Raw genomic sequence first — 3,150 nt, 5'->3', positions numbered from 1 at the left:
ACGGCACGGATGGGCGCGGGGCCGGCGGCGGTGGAGATCCGCCCCGCCGACCCCGCGCCCGGCGCGTCAGCGCGTCAGGGGACCGTCTTCTCGATCGCCGCCCGGCCCAGCTCGGCCAGGTCGCGGCGGGCCCGGTCCAGGTTCTCCGGGGTGAGGTCCTGGCCCCGGGCCATCACCAGGTCCTCCGGCTCCCACGGCTGCTCCGCGCCGGTGCGGATGTTGTCCCCGGCGGCCCCGGTGCCGGTGCCGGTCGCGCCGGTGCCGGCCGCGTAAGGGTCGCCGAGGAGGTCCGGCGAGCCGGTGTCGGGCACCGCGCCGTCGGGCTCCGTGAAGACGGGATTGTCCGGGTCGGTGCCGCCACTGCGCAGCTGCGGCACCGTGCTGTCGTCGTCCACCGCCGCGGCCACCTCGGGGCTCTCCTCCAGCGGCCGCCGGCCAGCACGGTCACGATCCGTCATGCTGCTGCCCTCCTGTCGTCCCGTTCCGTGATCCACCTGGGTTACCCCGTGCGCGCCCGGGCATGCCGACGGCCCGGCGGCGGGCCGCCGGGCCGGGCGGAACCGTCGGCCGGGCCGCCGGACGGTCGGGTCAGCGCTCCTCGCCGTGGTGCGGCTCCGGCGGCTGGTTGGGACTCACCCACTGCCAGCCCAGCATCGCCAGGCCGAAGACCAGCATCGCCAGGCCGGCCCAGAGGTTGATCCGGACCCCCTGCGCCTTGTCGATCTCCGCCGCCGAGTCGAAGAGCCCCATCAGGCCCACGATCAGCCCGTACACGACGAACAGGCCGCCGATCACCCGGCGGATGTCGAAGAGCCGGGCGGCCGCCGAGCGGTCCCGCTCCTCCTCGGTCTCCTCGACCATCGGGTCGTAGGACTCGCGGTCGTAGTGGTGGTGCTCGCGGTGGTCGGACACGGTGCGTCCCCTCTCAGAAGACCGGGATGTAGAAGAGGGCGGCGAGGATCACGGCGACCACGCCGAGCAGCACCGGCGAGCGGTACCAGGCGGCGTCGCCGGCCAGCGAGTCGTCCGTCAGGGTGGTGTTCGCCATGCCGTAGACCAGCCCCTCCAGCTCGTGGTCGTTCTTGGGCCGGGTCAGCGGGGTGATGACCAGGGCGACCACCGCCACCGTGACGAAGGCGATGCCGGCGCCCCAGAAGCTCTCCTCCAGGTCCGAGTTGAAGTGCACCACGCCGCCCTTGTAGAGCAGGTACGTGGCCAGTGCGGCCAGCGTGCCCAGCAGCAGCGACCAGAAACCGGCCAGGGCGCTCATCCGCTTCCAGAACATGCCGATGATGAAGGTGGCGAAGAGCGGGGCGTTGAAGAGCGAGAACAGCGCCTGGATGTAGTTCATGATGTTGCTGAAGCCGGCGGCGATGAAGGCCGTGCCGATGCCCACCAGCACGCCCACCACGGTCGCGATCCGGCCGATCTTCACGTAGTAGTCGTCCGACCGATCCCGCTTGAAGTACGCCTGCCAGATGTCGTACGTGAACACGGTGTTGAAACCGCTGACGTTGGCCGCCATGCCGGCCATGAACGAGGCGAGCAGGCCGGTCACCGCGATGCCGAGCACCCCGTTGGGCAGCAGGTCCCGCATGAGCAGCGGGATGGCGTTGTTGTAGACCAGGTCACCCTTCTCCGCGCCCAGTCCCTTCACGGTCACCAGCGCGACCAGGCCGGGGATCACGGTGACCAGCGGGATGAACAGCTTCGGGTACGCCGCGATGATCGGCGTACGCCGGGCGGCGCTCATGTTCCGCGCGGAGAGGGCCCGCTGCACCTCGGCGAAGTTGGTGGTCCAGTAGCCGAAGGAGAGCACGAAGCCGAGGCCGAAGACGATGCCCAGCCAGTGCGCGCCGAGCGGGTTGTCCGTGCTGCCGGTGCCCTGCCACGCGTGCAGCCCGGCCTCGCCGAGCTTGGAGCCCTTGACCGCGTCCATCAGGCCGGACACGCCCCCGACCTTCACCAGGCCGAGCACGGTGATCGGGATCAGGCCGGCGAGGATCACGAAGAACTGGAGCACCTCGTTGTAGATCGCCCCGGAGAGACCGCCGATGGTGATGTACGCCAGCACGATGAACGCCCCGACCACGATCGCCAGCCAGAGCGGCCAGCCGAGCAGGGCCTGCATCACCAGCGCCAGCGCGTACAGGTTCACCCCGGCGATGAGCACCTGGGCGACCGCGAAGCTGATCGCGTTGAGCAGGTGGGTCGGGCGGTTGAACCGCAGCCGCAGGTACTCGGGGACACTGCGGACCTTCGAGCCGTAGTAGAAGGGCATCATCACGATGCCGAGGAAGACCATCGCCGGCACGGCGCCGATCCAGTAGTAGTGGACGGTCATCACGCCGTACTGGGCGCCGTTGGCGGCCATGCCGATGATCTCCAGTGCGCCCAGGTTGGCCGAGACGAAGGCCAGGCCGGTCACCCACGCGGGGAGCGACCGGCCGGAGAGGAAGAAGTCCACGCTGGTGCGGATCGCGCGGCGCGCGGCGAAGCCCACCCCGAGGACCGTGACGAAGTAGAGCGCCAGGATGACGTAGTCCACCGCGTTCATGTTCAACCGTAGGCCGTCGCCCATACCTCGGCTCCCTCCGTGCGACGCTGCGCCCGCAGGTACCCCGATCGGGAGATTTCATGCATGGAGTGCGATACGTCGCACATGACGGGGCCCCGGCCGGAAGTTCCGACCGGGGCCGATGCTGAATGCTCGGGTCAGCGGCCCAGGACGCGGTCCAGGAAGTCGCGGTAGCCGCGCACGGCCACCCGCAGCTGCTCCGTGTCGGCCGAGCCGGACTCCTGCCAGCCGCCCAGCTTGCTCTTCTGCTCCCGCAGCGCCGCGGCGAGGGCGTCCATGGCCTCGTCGACCAGCGCCTGCGCCTCGCCGACCGCGGCCTTCGGGTCGTCCACGAAGCGCAGCTGCACGTCCCGCCAGCGGTCCCGGAAGCCCTGCGCGGCCTCGGGGGCGAAGAGCGTGGCGGCGTCCGCCGGCACCGCGCCCGGGGTGGGGCGGGCGGCCGGGGCCGCCGCGTCGGCCACGCCCGCGTCGGTGGCCGTCCCGGCCACGCCGGTGCCGGCCGTCGCGCCGACCACGCCCGCGCCGGCCGCCGCGGGGCGGACGTCCCGGGCGACCAAGAGCGGAAGAGCGTC

General features: G+C 71.5%; 3 protein-coding genes and 1 pseudogene. All 4 read right to left on the bottom strand.

Translation table 11 applies throughout. The annotated features are described in order from the left end of the window. Positions 1-74: 74 nt before the first annotated feature. On the bottom strand, positions 75-458 hold the full coding sequence (locus ACWEVO_RS33600; protein ID WP_452311445.1) for a hypothetical protein: 384 nt from the start codon (positions 456-458) through the stop codon (positions 75-77). Between the two features lie 130 nt (positions 459-588). Next, the gene (locus tag ACWEVO_RS33595; RefSeq protein ID WP_452311444.1) at positions 589-912 is read right to left on the bottom strand and encodes a hypothetical protein; all 324 of its coding nucleotides are present in this window, start codon (positions 910-912) and stop codon (positions 589-591) included. 13 nt (positions 913-925) lie between these two features. Continuing rightward, positions 926-2,581, bottom strand: a complete 1,656-nt coding sequence (locus tag ACWEVO_RS33590) for a sodium:solute symporter family protein (protein WP_452311443.1) — start codon at positions 2,579-2,581, stop codon at positions 926-928. Between the two features lie 134 nt (positions 2,582-2,715). Then, positions 2,716-3,150, bottom strand: a pseudogene (locus ACWEVO_RS33585) (hypothetical protein); the annotation flags it as partial.

This window comes from Micromonospora sp. NPDC003776, assembly GCF_053605645.1.
The sequence above is the reverse complement of the archived record's forward strand: the minus strand, read 5'-3'. Positions and strand labels throughout refer to the sequence as shown.